At 71.0% G+C, this 22,847-nt stretch carries 20 protein-coding genes, 2 tRNA genes, 1 other RNA gene and 2 pseudogenes; 14 read left to right on the top strand and 11 right to left on the bottom strand.

Features of this window, described 5'->3' with window-relative positions:
• Positions 1–10 precede the first annotated feature (10 nt).
• Positions 11–106, bottom strand: an RNA gene (gene ffs, locus QSK21_RS28125) — signal recognition particle sRNA small type.
• A 68-nt stretch (positions 107–174) separates the two neighbouring features.
• On the opposite strand from ffs, the gene QSK21_RS28120 reads away from it, so the two are divergent.
• Positions 175–540 (top strand): DUF952 domain-containing protein, encoded by a 366-nt coding sequence (locus tag QSK21_RS28120; protein WP_285700285.1) that lies wholly within the window; start codon positions 175–177, stop codon positions 538–540.
• A gap of 10 nt (positions 541–550) precedes the next feature.
• Positions 551–638: transfer RNA gene (locus tag QSK21_RS28115), tRNA-Ser, on the top strand.
• A 257-nt stretch (positions 639–895) separates the two neighbouring features.
• Here QSK21_RS28115 and QSK21_RS28110 read toward each other — a convergent pair.
• Entirely contained in the window at positions 896–1,345 is a 450-nt protein-coding gene (locus QSK21_RS28110) for an ATP-binding protein (protein WP_285700284.1), read from the bottom strand.
• 402 nt (positions 1,346–1,747) lie between these two features.
• On the opposite strand from QSK21_RS28110, the gene QSK21_RS28105 reads away from it, so the two are divergent.
• The 3 genes from QSK21_RS28105 to QSK21_RS28095 all read left to right on the top strand — a co-directional run bounded on the left by QSK21_RS28105 (position 1,748) and on the right by QSK21_RS28095 (position 3,382).
• Positions 1,748–2,563, top strand: coding sequence for a DUF5753 domain-containing protein (locus QSK21_RS28105; RefSeq protein ID WP_285700283.1), 816 nt, complete (start codon positions 1,748–1,750; stop codon positions 2,561–2,563).
• A complete protein-coding gene (locus QSK21_RS28100) occupies positions 2,560–2,748 on the top strand; it encodes a DUF397 domain-containing protein (RefSeq protein ID WP_285700282.1) in 189 nt (62 codons plus the stop codon). Before QSK21_RS28105 ends, QSK21_RS28100 begins: the two co-directional genes overlap by 4 nt.
• Before the next feature lie 328 nt (positions 2,749–3,076).
• The gene (locus QSK21_RS28095; protein WP_285700280.1) at positions 3,077–3,382 is read left to right on the top strand and encodes a type II toxin-antitoxin system VapB family antitoxin; all 306 of its coding nucleotides are present in this window, start codon (positions 3,077–3,079) and stop codon (positions 3,380–3,382) included.
• Here the strand turns inward: QSK21_RS28095 and QSK21_RS28090 are convergent.
• The 7 genes from QSK21_RS28090 to upp all read right to left on the bottom strand — a co-directional run bounded on the left by QSK21_RS28090 (position 3,379) and on the right by upp (position 9,966).
• Positions 3,379–4,707, bottom strand: a complete 1,329-nt coding sequence (locus tag QSK21_RS28090; protein WP_285700279.1) for a CynX/NimT family MFS transporter — start codon at positions 4,705–4,707, stop codon at positions 3,379–3,381. The genes QSK21_RS28095 and QSK21_RS28090 overlap by 4 nt on opposite strands.
• Before the next feature lie 132 nt (positions 4,708–4,839).
• Positions 4,840–5,565, bottom strand: a complete 726-nt coding sequence (locus tag QSK21_RS28085) for a FadR/GntR family transcriptional regulator (protein ID WP_285700278.1) — start codon at positions 5,563–5,565, stop codon at positions 4,840–4,842.
• Positions 5,566–5,711: 146 nt separating this feature from the next.
• The gene (locus QSK21_RS28080; protein ID WP_285700276.1) at positions 5,712–7,334 is read right to left on the bottom strand and encodes a helix-turn-helix domain-containing protein; all 1,623 of its coding nucleotides are present in this window, start codon (positions 7,332–7,334) and stop codon (positions 5,712–5,714) included.
• A gap of 373 nt (positions 7,335–7,707) precedes the next feature.
• The gene (locus QSK21_RS28075) at positions 7,708–8,220 is read right to left on the bottom strand and encodes a PH domain-containing protein (RefSeq protein ID WP_285700275.1); all 513 of its coding nucleotides are present in this window, start codon (positions 8,218–8,220) and stop codon (positions 7,708–7,710) included.
• 9 nt (positions 8,221–8,229) lie between these two features.
• Positions 8,230–8,388 carry a hypothetical protein gene (locus QSK21_RS28070; protein ID WP_285700272.1) on the bottom strand — a complete coding sequence of 53 codons (159 nt, stop codon included), beginning with the start codon at positions 8,386–8,388 and terminating at the stop codon, positions 8,230–8,232.
• Between the two features lie 242 nt (positions 8,389–8,630).
• Positions 8,631–8,891, bottom strand: coding sequence for a hypothetical protein (locus QSK21_RS28065; protein ID WP_285700271.1), 261 nt, complete (start codon positions 8,889–8,891; stop codon positions 8,631–8,633).
• A gap of 436 nt (positions 8,892–9,327) precedes the next feature.
• Positions 9,328–9,966 (bottom strand): uracil phosphoribosyltransferase, encoded by a 639-nt coding sequence (upp, locus tag QSK21_RS28060; protein ID WP_285700268.1) that lies wholly within the window; start codon positions 9,964–9,966, stop codon positions 9,328–9,330.
• 187 nt (positions 9,967–10,153) lie between these two features.
• Between upp and QSK21_RS28055 the strand changes: the two genes are divergently transcribed.
• The 7 genes from QSK21_RS28055 to QSK21_RS28025 all read left to right on the top strand — a co-directional run bounded on the left by QSK21_RS28055 (position 10,154) and on the right by QSK21_RS28025 (position 15,666).
• Complete coding sequence (locus QSK21_RS28055; protein WP_285700266.1) at positions 10,154–10,636, top strand: hypothetical protein; 483 nt, start codon at positions 10,154–10,156, stop codon at positions 10,634–10,636.
• Between the two features lie 145 nt (positions 10,637–10,781).
• Complete coding sequence (locus QSK21_RS28050) at positions 10,782–11,267, top strand: tRNA adenosine deaminase-associated protein (protein WP_285700264.1); 486 nt, start codon at positions 10,782–10,784, stop codon at positions 11,265–11,267.
• Positions 11,268–11,427: 160 nt separating this feature from the next.
• Positions 11,428–11,865: a tRNA adenosine deaminase-associated protein gene (locus QSK21_RS28045; protein ID WP_285700261.1), complete on the top strand. Its 438-nt coding sequence runs from the start codon at positions 11,428–11,430 to the stop codon at positions 11,863–11,865.
• Positions 11,866–11,932: 67 nt separating this feature from the next.
• Complete coding sequence (tadA, locus tag QSK21_RS28040; protein WP_285700371.1) at positions 11,933–12,370, top strand: tRNA adenosine(34) deaminase TadA; 438 nt, start codon at positions 11,933–11,935, stop codon at positions 12,368–12,370.
• A gap of 10 nt (positions 12,371–12,380) precedes the next feature.
• A tRNA-Ser gene (locus QSK21_RS28035) sits at positions 12,381–12,465 on the top strand.
• Positions 12,466–12,809: 344 nt separating this feature from the next.
• Entirely contained in the window at positions 12,810–14,351 is a 1,542-nt protein-coding gene (locus tag QSK21_RS28030) for a TIGR02677 family protein (RefSeq protein ID WP_285700259.1), read from the top strand.
• Positions 14,352–14,445: 94 nt separating this feature from the next.
• Complete coding sequence (locus QSK21_RS28025; RefSeq protein WP_285700257.1) at positions 14,446–15,666, top strand: TIGR02678 family protein; 1,221 nt, start codon at positions 14,446–14,448, stop codon at positions 15,664–15,666.
• Positions 15,667–15,671: 5 nt separating this feature from the next.
• Here the strand turns inward: QSK21_RS28025 and QSK21_RS28020 are convergent.
• A pseudogene (locus QSK21_RS28020) lies at positions 15,672–16,859 on the bottom strand (IS110 family RNA-guided transposase).
• Positions 16,860–17,071: 212 nt separating this feature from the next.
• Here QSK21_RS28020 and QSK21_RS28015 point away from each other — a divergent pair.
• The gene (locus tag QSK21_RS28015) at positions 17,072–21,112 is read left to right on the top strand and encodes a TIGR02680 family protein (protein ID WP_285700255.1); all 4,041 of its coding nucleotides are present in this window, start codon (positions 17,072–17,074) and stop codon (positions 21,110–21,112) included.
• Entirely contained in the window at positions 21,109–22,428 is a 1,320-nt protein-coding gene (locus QSK21_RS28010; RefSeq protein WP_285700253.1) for a TIGR02679 family protein, read from the top strand. Before QSK21_RS28015 ends, QSK21_RS28010 begins: the two co-directional genes overlap by 4 nt.
• Positions 22,429–22,592: 164 nt before the next feature.
• Here the strand turns inward: QSK21_RS28010 and QSK21_RS28005 are convergent.
• Positions 22,593–22,709: pseudogene (locus QSK21_RS28005) on the bottom strand (UBP-type zinc finger domain-containing protein); the annotation flags it as partial.
• Positions 22,710–22,847: the final 138 nt, after the last annotated feature.

The following is a 22,847-nucleotide window of genomic DNA, read 5'->3' as shown; positions in this document are numbered from 1 at the left end:
GAGCGTCAAGCGAAAGGACCCCCCGCACACCCGCCAGAGCCTGCTTATCCTTGCTGCCTTCCGGCCCTGGGGAGGTTCACAGGGTGACGCCGTGCGAGGGGTCTGCCCCGAGTCTATGGCATCCAACCCACCCGTTAGCACGGTACGAACCGCCTCCCGCTAGGCTCCGGCGCCATGACCGTCTCCCGAGCCCCGGCACCGCAGGAGACCTTGCTCCACATCGCCGAACGCCACCGCTGGGAATCGGCTCGCGACCTTGGTGTGTCGTACACCATGTCAACCTTAGGCCGGACGCTGGACGAAGAGGGCTTCATTCACTGCTCGAAGGACCTCGCCCAGGTGAGGGGCGTCCTGTCCCGCTTCTACGGCGGCATCGACCCGGCCGACCTCGTCCTGCTGGTCATCGACACCGCCAAGCTGGGCACCCCTGTACGGTACGAACGGGCGGCCGACGCCGAAGGCGAGCTGTTCCCGCACATCTACGGGCCGATCCCGCTGGACGCCGTTATTGATGTCCGTTCAGTGCCCGCGAACCGGTAGGCTCTCCTGTGGAGGATTCGCCTAGTGGCCTAGGGCGCACGCTTGGAAAGCGTGTTGGGGGCAACCCCTCGCGAGTTCGAATCTCGCATCCTCCGCCACGCCTCACCAGGCCGAACACGTAGAGGTCGGCACCCACCTGCGGGTGCCGACCTCACAGCTTTGGTCTCGGTCTTGATCTCAGTTGCCCTTTCCGAGGCCCGTGCCCTCCTGCGCCACCCAGCGCCAGGGTCGGCCATCCCCGGCGGGACTCCTGCACCCTTGCCCTCAACGTCGCTTCGCACGACACGGTCGGCGTGCGAACCGAACCCGTCCCAGGCGATGGCCGCCAGGCTGCGCGTCAGACCACGTGGGGAGATCAAAAGGTGACCAGAACGCGCACCCACTTGCCCGGGGTCGTACGAACGACTGTGAAGTCCCGGGCCACCTGGTTGACGATGGCAAGGCCGCGTCCGTGCTCCACGTCGTCGGCGGAGAGTACGGCAAGTACGGCGTCCAGGTTGTCGCCGTCCGCCAGTGCCACGAGCGGGTCAGGCTTTGCCTTGGGGACTTGAGGGGACGCGTCCCACACCCCCAACCCCACCCACCCGGCACCGGCCCGGATCCGAAGCCTGACCTTCGTGCCGGCGGGGGCGTGCTGACACGCGTTCGTGATCAACTCGCTTGCTGCCAACTGCACGTCCTCCACTACCGGGCCGGGGACGTGCGTCTTCGTCAGCCATGAGCCCATGAGCATGCGCCACGAGGAGGGAAGCGTGCGCACCGGCCACGCCGTGCAATCCAGTGCGGGGACCATGGTTGCCTTCACTGTCTCCTCTTCCCTCAAGGTTCCGGGCCGCGAGCACGCACGAGGCGAGAGGGCAAGCGGCCAATGGACTTACCACCGCGACGGCGGCGTGATCACCAACGAGGAGATCGCGTCGTCGTACTTGCAGGCGTCAGCGCGCAAGGTTTCCCCGAAGGGGTGGCCACGTGGCCATGTCTTGGCCCGGTCGTACGCCTCTTCGCTAGCCAAATCCAGGTACCGGATCACCGGTCGCCGCAGCAGACGCAAAGTGATCATTCTTATTTGGCCGTAGCCCCATCGCGAAGGCTCGTTCCTTGGGGTCATAAGTTCCTCCCCTTGTCGGTTGTCTATCCCACAGACTGGCCCTGAGTGCAGTACCTTCGCTACGTTCATGCACCAAATGCAACGGACGGAGCGTGATGCGTGAACGGCCAAGAGTCACTGGATCCTGACAGGTCGATGTGGGACTTCATAGCGCTTCAACTGCGCAGACACCGCCGTGCGCGGAGGATGTCGGGTGCCCAGCTCGCGAGGCTCATCGACCGTGATCGTTCAATTGTTTCACGCATCGAGTCCGGCACGATCCCGATGCAGCGGGACCATGCCGAGATCATCGACCGCGAATGGGACCTAGACCACCTGTTCACTCGGCTAGTTAAGTTCGCGAAAGAGCGCAAAAGCGACGAGTGGCGACTAGGTGACCTGGCAGAGCAGGAGGCACGTGCAACACGTCTACGACTATGGGAGATCGGTCTCGTTCCCGGACTTCTCCAAACTCCGGCCTATGCCCGCGCCGTGTTCTCGGTCGGACTCGTTGGCGATCTCGATGCAGGCGTTGAGACGCGCCTCGCTCGACAGGCAGCGGTGTTCAACAGACAGCGCCCACCGGAGGTCTCCGCCATCCTCAACTGGGTCGCCTTGGAGCAACCCGTCGGCTCACCTGAGATCATGCGCGATCAACTGGCCTACCTGCTGGAAATGGGAGAACTTCCGCACGTCAACGTGCGTGTAGTGGAGAAGGATGCCGGGGTTCATGTCGGGTATGACGGCATGCTTGAGCTACTCACGGTGGACGCCAGGGACCTTGCATACACCGATGCTCCGCAAGGGGGCGGCCTCGTGATCGATCCTGCGGACGTCCAAGCCTTCGAAGTAAGGTACGACCGTATCGGTCATGTCGCCTCGACCACCGCAGCATCACGTGCGATGATCAAACGAGCTCTGGAGATGTACCAATGACGGAGTGGCGGAAGTCGAGCCGTAGCGCTACATCAGACAACACGGCTTGCGTTGAAGTTGCGAAGCTTGCATGCAACATCGGCATCCGAGACAGCAAGGCACCGGACGCAGGACACGTGTCCCTACCCCTCGCGTCCTTCGCGGATCTCATCTCCCAGATCAGGTCCGGAGAACTGGATCTGTAAAGGGTGCCCAAGCCGGACCAACAGGACCCCCGCACACACACGGGGGTCCTGTTCTGTGATGAGCCGCTTGCCTCAGAGGGACGTGGACGGACGAGGCGCTAGGCCGGTAACCGCACCGTCTACAGCCCCGGCTGTAAAGGGTGTCATCTGGGCCTTCCGAGGATTGCTCGCTCCCGGCTACCCACAGCGTGAGACCGGGTCCGCGCGACCGCTCCGGTCGGCCGCGGGCCTTGGTCGGGGTCTGGGTTTTGACTACATAGGGGCGGTTGGATGACACGATCTGTTACGTGTCCTTCTCTGCCCTCATCCGACGCCGTAGACTCAGGGGGTGATCTTTAAGGCGGTGGGTGAGGGGCGTCCCTATCCCGAGCATGGTCTGTCGTCTCGCGACTGGGCCAAGATCCCGCCGCGGCAGGTCCGGCTGGACCAGCTCGTGAGCACGAAACGGGAGCTTGACCTGGGCTCCCTGCTGTCCAAGGACTCCACCTTCTACGGGGATCTGTTCCCGCACGTCGTGCAGTGGCGGGGTGAGCTCTACCTTGAGGACGGCCTGCACCGGGCTCTCCGTGCGGCCTTGCACCAGCGGCTCGTCCTTCATGCCCGGGTCCTGGACATGGACGCGCTGAACCCCTAACGGGGCGGAGCGGGTGAACCTCCTGAGGGGACGGCCGCGCGGGCGTCCTGGTCCTTCTCATCGCGTTCCAGCAGCCGTTCAGGACGGGACGGGAGCGTCCGCACGAACCCGGGCCGTGCCGCGAGGAGACCTATCACCACTTCCGGGACGACCAGGATGAGCAGCAGGATCAGCGAGAGGTCCCAGCCTCCGGTGGCGCTGTGCAGGACGCCGAAGGCCAGCGGCCCGAAACTCGCGAAGATGTAACCCCCCGTCTGGGACATCCCGGACAGCCGTGCCGCGACCGACGGGCTCGGTGACCGCAGGCTCAGCAGGGTGAAGCCGAGGGGGAACGCCGAGCCGGTGCCCAGCCCGAGGATCGTCACCCACACCCAGTCGGGGCCGGGGGCGAGCAGCAGGCCGGTCAGTCCCACCACCATGACGGCACCGATGGCGATGACCAGGGGACGCTGGTCGCGCATGCGGGCGGCGACGACCGGCGCCACGTAGCCCAGCGGAATACCGATGATCATCATGAAGGACACCATGGACCCGGCGACGGCCGGCGGTTGCCCGTGGTCACGCATGATCTCGGGCAGCCAGGACATCAGCACGTAGAACATCAGCGAGGCCAGGCCCATGAAGGCGGTCACGTACCAGGCCAGCGGTGAGCGCAGCAGCGATCCGTGGTCGTGGACGGCCGCGTCCCGCTCGCGGGGCCCGGGAGCCGCCCAGCCGTCACCACGCATGGCGCGCAGGGCCGGCGGCCCCCACAGCAGCGCCGCGAACGCCGACGGGACCGCCCAGATGGCCAGGGCGACCCGCCATCCGGCGGCGTCGTCCAGCGGGACGGCGAGCCCGGCGGCGACCGCGCCGCTGGTCGCCATCAGCATCATCGCCGCCCCGTTGAGCGAGCCGACGCGCCGGGGGAAGAAACGCTTGATCACGGCGGGCAGCAGCACGTTGCCCATCGCGATGCCCGCGCCCGCCAGGACGGTGCCGCCGAACAGCGCCGGCGGCGACGGGACGATCCGCAGCACGACCCCCACAGTGATCATCACCAGTGCGGCGGCGACGATCGGCTCGGTGGCGTACCGCCGCGCCAGCACGGGCGCGAGCGAGGCGAACGCGCCCAGGCACAGCACCGGAAGGGTGGTGAGGACGCTCACCTCCACACCGGTGAGCCCGAACGTCTCCTGGAGATCGCCGAGCATCGGTGTGACACCGGTGATGGCGGCCCGCAGGTTGATCGTGAGCAGCAGCAGACCGGCCAGCATCCAGAGGGCGCCGGTCCGGGAGAGCGCCGGAGCCGTCGTGGGCGTCGTGGGCGTCGGGGAGGAAGTCATATGCGCTGAGCACCTTGTGAACGGAAGCCGGAGACGACCGGGCCGCCCAGAAGGCAGGAGGCCCAGAGGCACGCCTCACCGGGCATGCCGGAGCGGGACGCTCTCAGGCGGGAGATCGGTTGTCGGAACGGGTCATGCGGGAGCCGAGATCTCGGCGGCCCCGGCGCCATCGGAACGGTCCAGGGCGTGTTCCTCGGTCGAACGCAGGATCTCGCCCAGGCAGGCATGGGTGGCCTCGGCCGCGGCCTCCGCGTCACCGGCCTTGATCGCCGCGGCGATGGGCCCGTGGGGGATGTCGGCATGGCGGAGCAGGATCCCGGCGGTTCCGATGCTCGCGCGCAGCGCCGAGCCGAAGTCGTGGTAGAGGTCGGTGAGCACCCGATTGTGCGTGGCCTCCACGACAGCGGTGTGGAACGCCAGGTCGGCCTCGACGTACTCACCGTGGTCCGCGGCCGCGTGGGCGACCTCCCGGCGCTTCAGCGCCGCGTCGATCGCCTCGATGTCGTTGTCGGTACGCCGGGCGGCGGCGAGCCGGGCGGCCTCGACCTCCAGCCCGCGCCGCACCTCAAGGATCTCGATCAGTTCCGCGGTCGCGAGCCGCCGCCGGACCGCTCCGGACAGTTCGCTGGTCGCCCGCACGTACGTGCCGTCGCCTTGACGGCATTCGAGCAGCCCGGCATGGGTCAGCGCGCGGATCGCCTCGCGGACGGTGTTCCGCCCCACCCCCAGGCTCCGGGTCAGCGCCGGCTCGGGAGGGATCTTTGCCCCGACCGGCCACACCCCGGTCGCGATCTCCTCCCTGAGCTGGTCGATCACCTGGTCCACCAGCGAGGAACGCCGGGCCGTGCGCAGCGTCACGATTCCCCCTCGATCGGCACTGTCCCCTGACCAAGGACCATCGGCCGCCCGCGCAAGGACGGATTCAGCCAATCATCCCATGTCTCCATGTTAGGACATCTACCGCGATGCCCCGGCAGATCACCGCCTACGGCCAGGGCCGCGGGTCAGGGGTGGACGCGTCCCAGGTCACGGTCCCCGGCGCGCGAGCGTGCCGGGCGCAGCCCCGCCGCCTCCAGCGAGCGCCGGTACGCGCTGGTGGCGCCCTTCGTGTCTCCCGCCAGCTCGAACAGTTCGCCGAGTTCCCTGAACAACTGCGCGATCTGACGTCCCGCGCGCAGCCCGTCCAACTGCTCGGCGGCAGTACGCAGCACGACGAGGGCCGCCGTACGGTCCCGCTGCACGAGCCGGGCGCGCGCGAGAACCATCCGTGCCTGAGTGGACTTCCGCAACCTGGGGCTGAGATCGCCACCCGTATGCGAGGGGAGGGTCGCCTCGGCCAACGACGGCGCGGCCAGGACGAGCCCCGTGTCGAGGAAGTCCTCCAGTATGGCGATGGCCTGTTCGGGACGGCCGATGAGCACCAGGGCACGTGCCTTCTCGATGGTGCGTTCCGTGGCCTCGGCGCCCTCCAGGAGGGACGTGTCCTCCAACAGTTCGAGCGCTTCCTCCGCCGCCTGCCTGCGTGCCGCCGCGTCCTGCTGCCACCCGGGCGGCCCGGAGGGACGTCCCGGAACGGCAGAGCCGACCTCGCCGCCCTCGAACAGACCTGTCCCGATGCCTGGAGCGGTCGCGGGCAGCACATCGGGCACCGCCGCCTTGGTGACGTCCAGTTCATTCGAGAACGGCGCCACGCCGCGCAGCAGGGCCTTGGCCCCCGCCAGGTTGAGGCGCGCGCGTGCAAGCGCGGCCGTCACACCCGCATACGCCGCCAATGCCTGTTCGGCGAAATACAGGGCGTCCCCGACCGCGCCTTCCGACAACGCCTTCGAGCTGGCCCTCTGGTAACCGGCCGTGGTCTCGTCGGTCTCCTCGAAGTCGTCAGGAACCGCCCCGCTCTCCTGCGCCTCCTCCGTGCCGACCCCACCGGTCGTCTCCGGCGAGTCCTCCGAGGGCGGGGAGGCGAGCAGCCGCCTGCCGATCTCATGCGCCCGGACGGGTTCGGAGCGGTCCACATAGGCGAGGAGGAGAATCCGCCCCACCTCGATGTACTCCTGGCCCACGGTGAGCCCGAGATGGCGCAGGCGGGCCAGCGCGCGCTCGCCCAGGGCGACCGCCTGGCCCAGGTCGCCGACGGCGTGGTAGCAGCGGGCCAGCGCGATGACCGCGGGCAGCCAGCTCGCCCGTCCCGGGTCACGTTCGGCCTGCTCGCGCAGTTCCTCGAACAGCGCGATGGCCGCCTCGGTACGGCCGAGCTCCTCAAGGGCGCGGGCACGCCCCCATCGGGCCCTGGACGTCAGCTCCTGGTCGTCGCTGCGCGCGATGACGTCCGCGAAGCCGCTGTCGGCCGCGGCCGGGTCACCGGCGAGCAGGGCCAGGTGCGCGTGCCGCTCCCTGACCTCCAGATGGGCGCGCTGCTCCGGTTCGACGCCCTCGGCCAGGTATTCGGGCGTGCAGCCGAGCCGTTCGGCCAGCATGCGCAGCACGGTCGGCGTGGGCGTCCGCTTCCCGGACTCGATCAGGGAGATATAGCTGTCGGAGAGGTCATGGCCGGCGAGCTGTGCCTGCGACAAGCGTCTGGTCAGCCGCAGGTTGCGGACACGTTCGCCGACGTTGCCTGGACCCGGCATGTGGACTCACTTAGCGGAAGTAATCAGGCGACTGGGGTGCCGACATGATTGCACATTGCGGGTTAACACACATCGCAAGTAATGAAGCGGAACAACATAGATCACCGGGCGGCTTCGTCCCATGTCGCTCGGTGGTGACCCGTCCCGCGCGGGGGGCCGCGCGTTGCGGAGGGACGCCACGCGCCCGGGAGATCTGTTCTTACCGTAGCCGGTCATATGCCGTTCGGTCGGCGATGCCCCGGATTCTCCCTTGATTCGGCGTTCCGCTCCCATTGCCGGTCACCACTCCGGTAGGCGGGGCCTCACCGCCCCGCCGGCATCCCGGTCCCCCGGGTGCTCCGCCCGGCTTCCGGTACGGAGGTCACGCGGGTGCTCAGTCGTCCGACGGGTTCTTGTTGGGGAAGATCATCTCGCAGACCTCGAGGTAGAGCTGCTCGGGGTACGGGAGGAAGTCGACCGTGTCGAGGGCCTGGTCCTGACCGGCCGACTCAAGGACGAAGTCGCCGTAGCCGAGCATCCGTCCCGCGATGGTGCGGCGGAAGCTCATGTCGGTGACCTTCGCCAGCGGCATCATCGCGACCTTGCGGGTGATCAGTCCCGTGGTCAGCAGCATCCGCTGGTTGGTGATCACGAAGTAGTCGACCGACCACTCGGCCACCCGCCACACGAACCAGGCGAGCAGGATCAGCCAGCCCCACCAGATCCAGGTGACGGAGGTCACGGTGTTGCTCACGACCCCGGCGACGATCAGGCCGGCCAGCACCAGGCCCACCGGCATCATCAGCACGGCCGGGTGCCGCCGCACGGTGATCACCTGGGTCTCGTGCGGGAGGAGGTACTTGTTCACCGACGCGGGGGCGGAGTCTCCGGGGGTCACGAGCCTCATGGCAGCACCTCAAGCCAGCGCGTTGACGAAGGTGGCGAGGGAACCGGCGACCGAGGCGAGCCCGTCGGCCGCGCCCTGCACCGAGCGTGCCGCCCCGTCGGGCTGGGTGACCACGTAGAACGCCACGAAGGCCGCGGCAGCCCACGTGAGGTATTTCTTGGCGGGCAAGATTCGCCTCCCGGAGCACGATGACCCACAGACCCCAGATCAGTTTCGCACAGCCCCGAATGGCCGCAAAGTAAGACTGTGCACGAGTAAGGCGTGCGCCGCCTGCCCCAGGCGTGCTCCGGCTGTTCCTAGGCGTGCGCCGCCTGCCTATCCGAGGTTGTGGCCCGCCTGCCTGGGCGCGCCGCCACTCCCGCGTCGCGCCGCGCTCCGTTCCCGCCTCGCTTCCCGTACCCCCGCGCGTGCTACTGCGGGGTTCCCCGGGACGGACGGGACGCGTGGCGCCGCTTCTCCGCCGCCACGATCGCCAGGACCTGCAGATGCTTGCGGGCGATCCGTTCCACCAGATCGGGTGGCGCGCCCCCGGTGACCTCCTGCGCCCCGTGGCGTGCCGCGGCGACGCAACGCGCCACGGTCTCGGCGGCGTGCACCGCGGCGAATTCCTCGGTGAGGCGGTCGCCGACCGCCTCGTACCCGGGCAACTCGCTGTCCCCTTGGTGAGCCATCACGCATCCTCGAGCTCGCTCACGCCGTCCGGTCCCGTGCGGTCCCCTGTGCCGGGACGGCGGAGGTAACGATCGCTGACGTTCCGTAGCTGTCTATTACCCACGGTGACCCATCAGCGAACATCGCGCCCTCTGGGTGGCCTTACGGTGGCTGCACCTCGTCTAGGCATTTCTGTGGGAACGCGCGTACCGCCCCTTGGTGTGCGCAACGGATCCGGCTTTTCATCCCAGGGCGGGAGTGACGCAGAGCAAAGCAAAGCGCGCATATGGAGGCGACGGGCCGTGACCGAGCTTTGGCCGAGTCAAAGAAGTACCGCCCACACCGACGCCGGTCACAGGTCGGAGATACCGGAGGGAAACAGGAGGGATACGAAGAGATCCACGGGAGCGGCCGATCCACGGGATTCCGGAGATAGCGAAGCCGGTGGCCGCCGGGTCAGACGACGCCGTAGAGGCGGTCCCCCGCGTCGCCGAGGCCCGGCATGATGAAGCCCTGGTCGTTGAGGCGATCGTCGATCGCGGCCGTGACCACCCTGATCGGCGCCCGCGTGCCCTCGAACGCCTTCTCCAGGTAGGTCAGCCCTTCCGGGGCGGCCAGCAGGCAGATCGCCGTGACGTCGTCCGCGCCGCGCTCGAACAGCAGCCTGATCGCGGCGGCGAGGGTGCCGCCGGTGGCGAGCATCGGGTCCAGGACGTAGCACTGCCGCCCGGACAGGTCCTCCGGCAGCCGCGTGGCGTACGTCTGGGCCTGGAGCGTGCCCTCGTCCCTGATCATCCCGAGGAACCCGACCTCGGCCATGGGCAGCAGCCGGGCCATCCCGTCGAGCATTCCGAGCCCGGCGCGCAGGATCGGCACGACGAGCGGCTTGGGGCTGGCCAGTTGCACGCCCTTGGCGGGGGACAGCGGCGTCTGGACGGTGGCCTCCGCGACCCGGACATCGCGGGTGGCCTCGTAGGCCAGCAGCGTGACCAGTTCGTCGGCCAGGCGGCGGAACGTGGGGGAGTCGGTGTTCACGTCCCGCAGCGTGGTGAGCTTGTGCGCGACGAGCGGGTGGTCGACAGCGAGGGTCTGCATGCGCACACCGTACCTGCGTGCCATGGGAGCCGGACGTCCCACATGGCACGGTCCGGGGCGACCGGGAGGAAGCCGCGGTTTCGGTTCCGCCCGGTGATGGAAGATGACCGGTTGTGAGGGGTTTGCCTACTCCTCGTACAGTCGAGGGGGAAGGATAGGAGCACCTCGAGCGGGGCACGATGCCGTTATGACCCGAGATCGCGACCAGCAGCCGAGACGCGCCGCGTCGGCCGATGACGCCTTCCTGGAGGTCACCGGAGCGCGCGCGAAGGCCACCGCGCCTCGGACGAAGACGCCGCCCAGAGGGACGTCGAAGGCGACGCCCGGCGGGGCGGGTCTCCCGGACGCCACGACGCCCCGTCCCGCGACCGCGGACGCACAGGCCACGTCCGGCGCGGGCGCCGAGACCGCCGGATGCCCGGAGGTCCCGGCCGGCACCCCTTACGGCCTCGCCGTTCCGAACGACAGGGACGACCGGCACGACCAGGACACCGGGACGCGCCTGGACGCCGTGACGCCCGAGGAGGTCCGCGACCGCCTGCGCCGCCGCGCCATCTTCTTGCGCGAACTGGCGGAGGCACGGGAACTGCGGCAGCGGGTGACCCCTCACCGTTCGCGCCGCGCACGGATCCACGCGGCACTGCGCCGCCGGACGTTCCGCCTGCATTGAACACGATCGCGTAGATTGCTGGGCGCCGCCGACGCTGTCTCGTCCCCTCACGGAGGGTCAGGGCTCCCAGTTTGGCGGTGGGGGACACGAGGGCGTGCCGCATCTGCGACCATGCCCTGGCAGGAACGGCGCCGGTGGGGTGGAAATGACGGATGTGGACGCGACGGACTTCGCGGTCGTGGTGTACCGGGAGGACGAACGCTGGGAGGCCGAGGTCCTTCCGGTCGCGCTGACCGAGGATCTGGACGGGCTCATCCATGCCCTGCGGCAGCAGCCGAGCCTGGGTGGGACGATCGGGCTGGTGTCGGTGGGCGACGACTTCTTCGTGGCGATCAGGCTGCTCGGCGACGAGGTGATGATCTTCCTCTCCGACGTCACCGCCTCGGTGGACTGGCCGCTGGCCGGGCAGGTGCTGGAACGCCTGGACATCCCGATCCCTGAGGATGAGGAACTGGACCAGGTCCTCCCGGTGGGCGACATGTCGATCTTCGCCGACCTGGGCCTGGACGAGATGGAGCTGGGCGCGATCTCCGGTGACCTGGAGCTCTACCCGGACGAGATGCTCCTGAGCATCGCCGGCCGCATCGGCTTCGCCCCCGCCTTCGAGCGTGCCCTGGACGCCATCACCTGACCCGTCCGTCCCACCCCGGCTCCCGGCGTCCGGGGGGCGCCGCGCCGGCGACCGGCTCGTCCCCCGTGCCGCCCTGATCCCGTTCCGTGCGGGGCGGTGGCGGCGGACAGGCCGGTGGAAGGGGTGTGACCGGCGCATTCTTGTGCGCCACAATGAGTGGGTGTCCACTTTCGCCGCAGTCTTCGCGCAGACCCAGCAGGGCTGGGTGGGGACCGAGGCCGTGCTCACCGAGGCCGAGGGCGTCGACGACATCGCCAACCTGATGCGCGAGGCGGCCGTGGAGTCCTACGGCGACCCCGTCGTGCTGCTGATCGAGCAGGACGACGACTGGTTCGCGGTGCTGCGCCTGGACGGGGAGAGCGAGCCGCTGGCCTTCATCTCCACCGTGCGCGAGGACGGCCTGGGCTCCCTCTTCCACCAGCTCGTGGGCGAGGTCCCGGACGGCGAGCCGGGCGGTGACCCGGCGCTGCTCGAAGACCTCGGTGTCGACGCCAAGCGGCTCACCGAGCTGGGCGAGCGCGCCCTGCCCGGGGACGCCCTGCTCACGGTCGCCGAGCTCGCCGGGTTCGGCGAGGAGTTCGACCGCCTCCGTGACTGAACCCCGGACGCCCGGAAGCCCGGACGCCCCGCCGGCACCCGGGCCCGAGGCCGAGTACGCGGCGCCGATGCGGCTGGCGCTGGCCGAGGCGCGCCGCGCCGGCGACGCAGGGGACGTGCCGGTCGGCGCCGTCGTCCTGGACGCGTCCGGCACGGTGATCGGCTGCGGCCACAACGACCGCGAGCGAACCGCCGACCCGACCGGTCACGCGGAGATCGTCGCGCTGCGCGCCGCGTCGTCGTCCCTCGGCACCTGGCGGCTGACCGGCTGCACCCTGGTGGTCACCCTGGAGCCGTGCACCATGTGCGCGGGCGCGGCCGTCCAGGCACGCGTGGAACGCGTCGTGTACGGGGCCGCCGACCCGAAGGCCGGTGCCGTCGGCTCCCTCTGGGACGTCGTCCGCGACCGCCGCCTCAACCACCGTCCCGAGGTCATCGCCGAAGTCCTGCCGGACGAGTGCGGCTCCCTCCTCGCCGAGTTCTTCGCGCGCCGCCGAGTCGGGTAGGCTTCCCCGCGGTGGTGTCGCCTAGTGGACGAGGGCGCACGCCTCGAAAGCGTGTGAAGGGCAACCTTCCGTGGGTTCGAATCCCACCACCACCGCTCACAAAAATCGCCTCTGACGTCCTGGAACGCAAAGTCATGGGCGGTTCTGTCGTCCCAGGGGGTCCCGGCACCTGGGAGAGCCCACATGTCCGTGGGGCCGCCCGAAGATCGGCCACAATAGATCGACAGGATGTTCGATCAGCCAGCAACCCGACACGATCACGGTCTCCGGCGGCCGTGGTAGAGCGTGGCCTTCATCTCAGGCGCCGGGCCAACGGCGTAGCGACGCCTCGATCCAGGCACGGTTCCGGGGCGGGATTACCCCTTTTCCGGCTCGGGACGTTTCCTCCGGCGTTACGCTGTGACCACCCACAGTGGGTTGCCATGCTCCCAGGGGGACAATGGAGCAGCAGACTCCGAGGCCGTTCGCGCATCTCGACGCGCCGCTGGCCGGCGTGTACCGCCGGGTGATGCGGGTCTTCGTGGCGAGCAAGCGCCGGTTCGTGGTGCATCTGCGTCCTGAGGACGTCGCCGAGGCACTGCGCCGGGACGGCGGCGAGGCGCTCACGCAGGAGGCCGTCGACAACGCGCTGAGCAGCCTGGCCGACTGGGGGAACCTGCGCGCCGATCCCGATACCAGCCGTGTCACCACCGTCGAGGACTTCTACAGGGCCCGGTACCTCTACCAGCTCAGCCGGGCGGGCGAGGCGGCCGAACGCGCCCTGGAGGTCTACGAGGAAGAGATCGGGCGGCGCGGTGAGCTGCAGTCGGTGGCGCTAGAGGACATCCGGGTGCGGCTGCGTGCCCTGCTGGACCTGCCCGCCCGACCCGATCCGGCGGTCGTCCACAACCTGCTGCTTGAGCTGGTGAGCCGGCTGGACAGCCTGGCGGCGAACGCGAGCGCGTTCATGAGCGGGTTGCAGCGCACCATCGACCTGCAGGACGTCGAGGAGGACGCGTTCCTGGCCTACAAGGACCGGCTCATCGCCTACCTCGAGCGCTTCGTGTCCGAGCTGGTCATCAAGCACCACGACATCGCGACCACGCTGCGGGCGCTGCCGGATGGCCGCGTAGCGGAACTGCTGGCCACCGCCGCGCGCCGGGAGGCCGCCGACACGGTCCCGGACGGGCCCCCGTCCGGTGACGGGGCCGACGTGCTGGACACCGCGACGGCGGAGAAGCTCGCGATGTGGGAGGGGCGCTGGTCGGGGTTGTGGTCGTGGTTCGTCGGCGACCGCGGCCACCCCTGCCAGGCCGACCTGCTGCGCACCCGCGCCCGCAAGGCCATCCCCGACCTGCTGGCCACCATCAGCGTGCTGCAGGAACGCCGCGCGGGACGCAGCGACCGGTCCGCCGACTTCCGCGCGCTGGCCCGCTGGTTCGCGCAGGCACCCACCGAGCGGGACGCGCACCGGCTGTGGCGGGCGGCGTTCGGGCTGGCCACCGCGCGGCACCTCACCGCCGACCACGGGACGGAACCCGCCGACGTGCCCGCGGCGACGAGCTGGAGGGAGTCCCCGCAGGTGGAGGTGTCGGCGCGGCTGCGCGCGTCCGGCCACTACGCCAAGCGCGGCGCGCCGCGCAAGGTCCGCGACCGGACGGCCGAACGCGAGGCGCTGGAGGCGGAGGTGGCCGCGGAGCGGGCGCAGACCGAGGCGGCCCGCGCCCGGCTCGCCACCGGGAGGCCCACCCGGCTCAGCGACCTGCACGTCCTGGACCGGCAGGAGTTCGCGCTGTTCCTGCGGCTGCTCGGGGACGCGCTCGCGGCCGGACCCCCCGGCCCGGATGGCGTGATCCGCACCCGCACGTCCGACGGCGCGCTGGCCGTCACGCTGGAACCGGTCGGCGGGCTGGCGGAGGTGGCGACCGAGGACGGCGTGCTGCGCGGCCCCGACCACGAGATCACGATCGTCGATCTGACCGCACCGGACCGGGTGGCATGAGGGAGCTGGAGGGCCGAGGCGGTCTGCGGGGTCGGTTGGCCGGGGCTCACACGCGGTGCCGAGAGGCGCCCCGGAAGCGAGCGTGGAACACACAATGAGCGGTGACCTGCGGGACGTCCTGGAGGAGCAGCGGGATGAGGAGCGGCGGCGCGCCGTCCGGGCGCTGCTGCACCGGCCGCTGCTCACCCCGCGCGACGCCGGGTACGCGCTGGTCCGCCGGCACGCCGCGCATCTCGCGCAGTGGTTCGCACGGGAAGCCGGCTGGTCCCTGCACGCCGACGCGGGTGTCGCGCGGCTGCGCAAGGTGCCGGGCGACCTGTCGGACGGGAGCCGTCCCGCGCGCGTCCGGGACGGCGGGGCGCGGGCTCGGGAGCCGTTCAGCCGCCGCCGCTACGTACTGGCGTGCCTGGCGATGGCCGCGCTCGACCGCGCCGAATCCCAGGTTACGCTCGGCTGGCTGGTGGACCGGGTGGTCGCGTTCGCCGCGGACGAGGAGATCGTCCGCGCCGGGATCGCCTTCACCATGCAGGACCGGGACGAGCGCGGAGACCTGGTGGCGGTCGCGCAGCTGCTGCTGTCCTTGGGGGTGCTGGTCAAGGTGGCCGGGGACGAGCAGGCGTTCGTCAACCGCAGGGGCGACGCGCTGTACGACGTGGACCGGCGCGTCCTGGCGGTGCTGCTGTCGGCTCGGCGCGGGCCTTCGCTGGTGGACGCGGACGGGCATGACGCCCGGCTCGCCGCGGTCGCCGAGGATCTGGTGCCCGACACCCAGGACGGCCGCAACCGGGAGATCCGCCATGCCATCGCCCGGCGGCTGCTGGACGACCCTGTCCTGTACTACGCCGATCTGACCGCCGAGCAGCGCGCGTACCTCGACACGCAGCGCGGGCCGCTGCTGAAGCGGCTGGTGGAGGGCACCGGGTTCCTGGCGGAGGTCCGTGCCGAGGGCATCGCGCTGATCGACCCGACGCGGGAGGCCACCGACTTCGGGATGCCAGAGGAGGGCACGGAGGGCCATGCCACGCTGCTGCTGGCGGAGTACCTGTCCGGGCACCTGCGCGACCGGACGGGAACGGTCCCGGTCACGGCGGCCGAGCAGCACATGGCCACCTTGATCGCCGAGCATTCCGCGCACTGGCGCAAGAGCGCCCGCGACCCCGGTGCCGAGCGCGCCCTGACCGCGCACGCCCTGGAGCGGCTGGCCTCGCTCGGCCTCGTCCGGATGGAGAACGGCCACGTCACGGCGCTCCCTGCGCTGGCCAGGTTCGGGTACGCCGCGCCCACCATCGTCGGTGAAGAGAAGGAATCTCAATGATCAAGTCAAGCCGCCTGCGTGATCGGCTGGGCGGGGGTGAACGTCCGGTTGTCACGCAGCATCGCCCACAGCACATCGACGCGGCGGCGGGCCAGCGCCATGATCGCCTGGGTGTGTCTCAGTCCTTCGGAGCGTTTGCGCAGGTAGTAGTCGCGCGATGGCCCGGGGCGCATCATCGCGGTCTGGGCGGCCATGTAGAAGATGTGCCGCAGCCTGCGGTTGTAGTTCTTCGGGCGATGCAGGTTGTCGGTGCGGCGGCCCGAGTCGCGCGGGACCGGCGCCAGCCCGGCGTGCGCGGCCGGGCGCCCGGCGCCGACGTAGCCGGACAGGTCACCGATGATCGCGATGAACTCGGCGCCCAAGATCGGGCCCATGCCCGGCATGGACTCGATGATGGCGGCGCGCGGGCCGGCGCGGAAGGTGTCGCGGATCTGGCCGTCGACGTCCTTGATCTGGGCGTCCAGCTCCAGCAGCCGGTGCGCCAGGTCCCGCACCAGCGCTGCGGCTCGTTTCTCGCCGGGCAGGGTGGTGTGCTGGGACTCGGCGGCCGCGATGGCCTTGGCGGCGACCTGGTCGGCGCCGCGCACCTTGCGGCGCTCCAGCCAGGTCGTCAGCCGCCGGGCGCCGATGCGGCGCAGCGCGGCCGGGGTCTGGTACTCGGTCAGCATGACCACCGGGCCCTTGGCGGCCGAGTAGTCGAAGGCCCGCTCCAGAGCGGGGCAGATGCCCAGCAGCAGGTCGCGCAGCCGGTTGATCAGGCGGACCCGGCCGACGGCACCAGGCGGCGCCCCCTCACCGGTCGACGTGTCGCCAAGCAGGCACGAAGCCGATCGGTCTTTGAGTCAGACCGGCAAGAGGACGCCACGACCATGATCCTCACAGTCGGTCTTGCCCTCGCCGCGGTAGGCCCCGGCCATCCGGTTGACGGTGCGGCCGGGCACGTAGACGACCTCCTGGCCGTGGGCGACCAGCAGCGCCAGCAGCAGCGTGGCGGCCTTGCCGGAGATGTCGACCGCCCACACCGCCTGTTCGGCCAGCTCGGCGACGGCGGCGATCGTCTCCAGGATCGCGGCCTCGTCGTTGACGACCTTGCGGGAGAGCACCTTGGCGCCCTCGTCGTCGAGGGCGACCGCCCAGTGGTGGCCCTCGCCGACGTCGACACCGACCCAGATCCGTGTTCCCGGCTCGCTCAAGCGTCCTGCTCCGTTCCGCCGTGACCAGCAGTGTCGTGGTCCACGGAGCACTCCGCCACCAGGTCCCTAACCAGCGATGTCCGCAGCTCTCAATCAGCGGTCGGAGCGTCCTGGAGGACCGGGCGGCCATTCCTTCGAAGCCATGCCAACGGCAACCAACCCATCAGCCACACCCGGTCCTCCGGGACCGCCTCAATTCTTAGGGACACCCCATGACCGCAGGTCCCACCGAGACGCGACCGGACGGGCGGCTGCCGGTGGCGGGCACCGCTCGCTGGCAGCCGCTGCGCACCGGGCTGGTGGACCTCTTCTACTACGACCAGCAGGAGTTCTGGTTCCGCGACGGCCGCGTGCTGTTCCGCGGGAACAACGGGACCGGCAAGTCGAAGGTGCTGGCGCTGACGCTGCCGTTCCTGCTGGACGGCGACCTGACGCCCAGCCGGGTCGAGCCGGACGGCGACCGCGGCAAGCGGATGGAGTGGAACCTGCTGCTCGGCGGCCGCTACGACGAGCGGCTCGGGTACACGTGGATGGAGTTCGGCCGGGTCACCGAGGACGGCGAGCGCGCCTACCTCACGGTCGGCGCGGGGCTGAAGGCCGTCGCCGGGCGGGGTATCGCCGACCGGTGGTTCTTCGTCACCGCGCAGCGCATCGGGGACGACCTGTCCCTGGTCGGGCCGACCGGCGCCGCCCTCACCCGCGACCGCCTGGAGGAGGCGGTCGGGTTGCACGGCCAGGTGGTGCGGAGCTCGGAGCGGTACCGGCGGATGCTGGACGAGCACCTCTTCCAGCTCGGGGAGGAGCGCTACGACGCGCTGATCAACCTGCTGATCCAGCTGCGTCAGCCGCAGTTGTCCAAACGTCCGGACGCGGCGCGGCTGTCGAAGGCGCTGTCGGACGCGCTGACGCCGCTCGACCAGGCGGTGGTGAGCGACATCGCGGCGGCCTTCCACGACCTGGAGCAGCAGCGCGACGAGCTCACCGCGCTGCGCGACACCCGCCGCCATGTGGTCCGGTTCCTGAGCCGGTACCGCCGGTACGCGTCGGTCGCGGCGCGCCGCCAGGCCCGCCGGGTGCGCACCGCCAACAGCGCCTACGAGCAGGTGCAGCGCGATCTGACCGGGGTGCGCGAGCGGATCGAGAGCGCCGCCAGGGAGGAGGTCGAGGCCGGGCGGCGCCTGGAGGAGACCCGGGTCGAGCATGCCGAGCAGGTGGCGATCCGGGAGGAGCTCGCCACCGATCCGCGCTTGAAGAACCTGGCGGACGCGGAACGCCATGCCGAAGAGGCCGATCGCGCCGCCGCTCAGGCCCGCCTGGTCGCGGAGGACGCCGAGCGGACCCGGATGCGGCGGGAGCAGCAGCGGGACGAGGCAGCCCAGTCCGCCGACACCGCCGCCCGGGCCGTGGCCGAGGCCGGTGAGGCGGTCGCCGGGGCGGCGGAACGTGCCGGGATCGCCGAGCGGCACGCCGCGATCATCCTGGACCCGCCCACCGAGGCGGCCCTGGACAGCGCGGGCCGGGAGGCGCGGCGGCTCGCCGACGCCCGCGCCGAGGCCGTCCGGTACGTGACCGGTCTCGCCGAGACCGCCGACCGGGTGGCGGAGGAGCTGGCCCGTACCCGCCGCGTCCTCGGCGAACGGGAGGCCGACCGGGACGGCGCGGCCGAGGCCCTCACCGAGGCCCAGGACGCGCTCGCCGCGCAGGCCGCGCGGCATGTCGAGGCATGGCGGGAGTACGGGCGCTCGCTCACCGAACTCTCACTGCCCGACCCGTCCGACCTGGACCTGGAGCGCTGGGCAGAGACGCTGGAGGGCCCGCATCCGCTGGTGGCCGCGCTGCGCACCGCCGCCGCGGGCGCCCACGCCTCGCTCGCGACCACTCGCGCCGAGGCCGCGGCACGCCTGGCGGCGGCCGAGACCGAACTGGACGAGCTGGAGGCCGAGCGCCGCCGGCTGCGATCGGGCGTGATCGATCGTCCCGACGCCCCGCATACCCGCGGCCCGGGCACCCGCACCGGTCCCGGAGCGGCGTTCTGGCAGGTCGTCGACTTCGCCGACGGCCTGGAGCCGGAGCGGCGGGCCGGTCTGGAGGCCGCGCTGGAGGCGTCCGGTCTGCTGGACGCATGGCTCACCCCCGAGGGCGTGCTGCTCGACCCCGGAACCCACGATGTGCTGCTGCGTCCCGACCCGCCGGTCGCGCGCCCGCTGACCGAGGCGCTGACCGTCGCGATCGACCCGGACGACGCCCAGGCGGCCGCGCTGTCGCCGCGGACGGTGACCGCCGTCCTCGCGGGCATCGGGCTGGGCGAGCAGGACTGCACCACCTGGATGGACGCCTCCGGCCGGTGGAGGGTGGGACCGCTGACCGGCGCCTGGTCCAAGGGCGCGGCGGCCTATGTCGGCGCGGGAGCCAGGGAGGAGGCGCGGCGGCGTCGGCTGGCCGAGCTCGCCGTCCTCATCGACGAGGCGCGGCCGTCCGTCACGCGGGCCCGCGCCACCGTCGATCACATCGACGGCCGCCGCGCCGCGCTCGACGCCGAGCTGCGGCGCGAGCCGTCCGACCAGGGGCTGCGGGACGCGCACAGCGGCGTCTCCGGCGCCGCCGGGGCCCTCGCCAAGGCCCGCGAGCGGGTCGAGCGCGCCGCCGAAGACGTCGGCTGGGCCGAACGCGACCACGCCGCCGCCGTCACGGAGCTCGCCACGGCCGCCGCGGACGTCGGCCTGCCCGCGGACACCGGAGGCCTCGCCGCCGTCCGCTCCGCCCTGGAGGACTACCGGCGGGAGGCCACCGCGTGGCTGGCCGCGGCGAGCCGCTACGCCGACCGGCTCCGCGACCTCATCACCTGGACGGACGAACTCGCGACCGCGGGTGAAGCGGCACGGGACGCCCGGGCCCGCGCCCAGGACGCGCACAGCCGCGCCGTGCAGGAACGCGGACGCCTGGAGGCGCTGCGCGAATCGATCGGCACGTCCGTCGAGGAACTGCGTACCCGGCTACAGGACACCAGGCGACGCGTCACCGAACTCGACGCCCTCATCCGCCGCCTCGACGCCGGGCACCGCGACGCCGGTGAGCGGCGTGCCCGCGAGCAGGGGCGCGAGGAGGAGCTCAAGGAGCGGCTCACCGCGACCAGCGAGAGCAGAACCGAAGCCGTCACCGACCTGTGGCGCTTCGCCGAGACCGGACTGCTCGCGCTGGCCTGCGAGGTGGAGATCCCCGGCGCGGCGGGCCCGTGGGCGGCCGACCCCGCCGTCCGGCTGGCCCGCCGCGCCGAGGAACTGTTGCACGACGTGGACGACGGCGACGACGCATGGCGCCGCGTTCAGGACGAGATCACCCGCCACTACTCCGAGCTGTCGGAGGCACTGTCGCGGCACGGTCACCATGCCGTGGCCGGGCTGGACGACTGGTTCGTCGTCGCGATCTCCTTCCAGGGCCGCGAGCGCCCGCCGGCCGAGCTGACCGAACTGCTGGACGGGGAGATCGGCTACCGGGAGCGGATGCTCACCGCCAAAGAGCGGGACCTGCTGGAAGAGCATCTGATCAGCGATGTCGCCGGGCATCTGCAGGAACTGATCGCAGGTGCCGAGGAGCAGGTCCGGTTCATGAACGCCGAACTGGAGGAGCGTCCCACGTCCACCGGGATGCGGCTGCGGCTGCGCTGGGAGCCCGATCCCGACGGCCCCGCCGGGCTGGCCGAGGCCCGGTCCCGGCTGCTGCGGCAGAACGCCGATCTGTGGTCGCCCGCCGACCGCACCGCCGTGGGCGGCTTCCTGCAGCGCGAGATCGAGCGGGTCCGTGCCGAGGACGAGCACGGCACCTGGCAGGACCACCTGCGCCGCGCGCTGGACTACCGGTCCTGGCACCGGTTCGTCATCGAGCGCTTCCAGGACGGCCGGTGGCGCGGCGCGACCGGGCCCGCGTCCGGCGGGGAGCGGGTCCTGACGGTGTCGCTGCCGCTGTTCGCCGCCGCGTCCGCCCACTACCGGTCCGCGCACCGGTACGCGCCTCGCATGGTCGCGCTGGACGAGGCTTTCGCCGGGGTGGACGATGACGCCCGCGCCAAATGCCTCGGCCTGCTCAGCACCTTCGACCTGGACGTGGTGATGACCTCCGAACGCGAGTGGGGCTTCTACCCGACCGTCCCGGGCCTGGCGGCGCACCACCTTGTGCGCCGGGACGGGATCGACGCCGTGCACGTCTCCACCTGGGAGTGGGACGGCCGGGAGCCGGTCCGCGTCGAGCGCCGGTGACCGTCGACGAGGCCCGGTTGCGCCGGACGCTGGGCGACCCGGCGCTGTCCAGGCTGGTCGCGGCGCTGGCCCGCAGGGTCGAGCTGGGGCGTCCGCTGACGGGCACGCTCACGCTGCCGGACCCGTCCGACGCGGAACTGCGCGCGCTGCGCGGCCTGCTGGGCTCGAACCGGATCGGCGGCCGCACCTCCGCGGGCGTCCCGCTCGGCCAGCTCGCCGAGGCCCTCGCGGCCGCGGGAATCGCACCCGACCTGGGTACCGCCGTGCAGGCGCTGTGCGGGCAGATCACTCCCCGCTTCGTGCTGTCCGCAGCCGAGGACGCCGCCCGCCGCACCGCAGAGGAAACCCTGGCCAACGGACGGCACGCCGGCACCGGCTGGTACCGCGCCTGGGTCGCCGAACTCACCGCTGACGGAACGCTCACCAGGCTCATCCGCCGCGCGGAGATCGGGCTCGTGGAGGCGGCCGTGGCCGTCCTGGACCTGCTCCCGGCGCCCGGCATCCCGCTGCCGGTGCTCGCCGAACGCGTCACGGGCGACACCAAGGCACTGTCGGGAACGCCCTTGCCGGGCCTGATCCTGCGGGCACTCGCGCTCCGCGCGGGAACGGCCCGCCCCCGTGACGGCGAGGCGGAGCGCGCCCTCTGGGAATCCGCCGGTGTGATCGTCGACGACCTGTCCAGCCAGGTCCTCGTCCTGGGCCTGCCCGCGCACGGTGACCACCCGCTGGCCGGTTGGCTGACGGACGCCGCACAGCGCCACACTCCGTTCCGGATCACCCTGCACCAGCTCGTCACCATGCCCGTGACGCCGCAGGCCACCGTGGTGCACGTCTGCGAGAACCCGTCGATCCTGCGCGCCGCAGTCACCGCGGCCACGAGCCCGCTCATCTGCACGGAGGGCATTCCCTCGGCAGCGTGCCATCGCCTGCTGCGTGCGCTGGCCGAGGCGGGCGCGACGATCCGGTGGCGCGGCGACTTCGACTGGACGGGCCTGCGCACCACCGCGACAGCAATGACCCGCTACGCCGCTGAACCGTGGCGCATGGGGACACCTGACTACGAAGAAGCGCTGGCCACCGGTGATTCGGAACCGCTCCGCGGCACCCCGTCCCCCAGTCCCTGGGACGAGGACCTGGCCGCACACATGCGCAGGACCGGCCGAGCCGTCATGGAAGAACGGCTGCTGCCCCTCCTACTCCTGGATCTGGAACAACAAGCTGCCGAATACCCCGTGAGGTGTCACCGGCGCGCCGAGTCGCACCGTTGGCATGAACCCTGCCCCGGGCAGCCTGGTGCTGGTGACCACCGCGGTTGATCTGAACGCCGACCTCGCCATCATGCACTCACGCATGCGGGTCGCCGAGCACGGCACGCTCCTGAACGGCCGTCCAGACCCCGTTCGAATCATCGGACAATGCGCCCGAGCGCGTGGGCCGGCCGTGCAGTGGACGTCCGCCAGCTCTGCTTGGTCAGACCTGGTCAGACGAGGCGCTGGTGGACATAGCACCATCTCCAACGCGATCCGGGTTCCACGCCGGCGGCCACCGGGTGGTCGGTCTCCTGGTAGTGCGCTCGGGCATGCTGGTTGGGTGAGCCGTCGGAACAGGCCGTTCACGTCCACTGGAGTGGTGTATGGGGTCTGTGTGATCTATGACCGGTTCGTGTCGTGATGGGCGAGTCCCCGTGACGTGAGACGGCCACCTCGTGATCCTTCGAGTCGACCAAGACCAGTGA

This window comes from Actinomadura sp. NBRC 104412 (assembly GCF_030269515.1).
Taxonomy (GTDB): domain Bacteria; phylum Actinomycetota; class Actinomycetes; order Streptosporangiales; family Streptosporangiaceae; genus Spirillospora.
This window is presented reverse-complemented; position numbering and strand designations above follow the sequence as displayed.